General features: G+C 71.0%; 2 pseudogenes. Both read right to left on the minus strand.

What is annotated here, in order from left to right:
• Nucleotides 1-247, minus strand: a pseudogene (locus ACLBKU_RS17715) (type VI secretion protein); the annotation flags it as partial.
• Nucleotides 244-634: pseudogene (locus ACLBKU_RS17720) on the minus strand (VirB4 family type IV secretion/conjugal transfer ATPase); the annotation flags it as partial. The pseudogenes ACLBKU_RS17715 and ACLBKU_RS17720, both read right to left, overlap by 4 nt.

Below are 634 nucleotides of genomic sequence, written 5' to 3' on the forward strand. Positions count from 1 at the left end.
GCGTGATCATCTTCGGCAGCAGCGCGCGCACCCCGAGGTTCGAGCGCCCGAGCATCAGCGAGATGCCGAAGCCGGCGACGTAGAACACCAGCAGCAGCGTCAGCGCGAGGGTGAACTGCCCCTCGCTGCCGAACAGGCGATTGAAGGCCTGCTCGCTCATGCCGCTGGCGATGCAGTCGACCGCGGTGAGCGCCGCCGAGACGCCGCTGCCCATCGCCTGGGCGGCCATGTCGCAGGTCGTGCTCATTCCGCGGCCTGCCACATGGTGTCGTCACCCGGATCGCCCGGCCCGTCCGGCCCAAATCCTTCAGGCCATGCGCGGCCGGTGAGCGGCGGATACCAGGCCGCGGGCGCATCGCCGACCGCCTCGCGCAAGAGGTCGAGCCGCCGCACCGCGCTCTCGCGGCCCGACAGGATCGTCAGCACTTCCGGAGCGCCCGAGAGGTCGAGCCGCACCACCACGCTCGCGTCCGGCTGGCGCACGAGGAAGGCGCGGCTGTGCGCGGGGAGCGAGCGGATCAGCGCGAACTCGTGGCTCGTGAGGCCGAAGCCGTCGCAATAATCCTCGGGCCGGGCGCGGCTGTTGGGCATGAACACCATCGTCGCGGTCTGCTCGACCAGCGCGGTCGAGATG

Origin of the sequence: Erythrobacter sp. NE805 (assembly GCF_046452355.1) — a bacterium.
In the GTDB taxonomy this organism is placed as follows: domain Bacteria; phylum Pseudomonadota; class Alphaproteobacteria; order Sphingomonadales; family Sphingomonadaceae; genus Erythrobacter.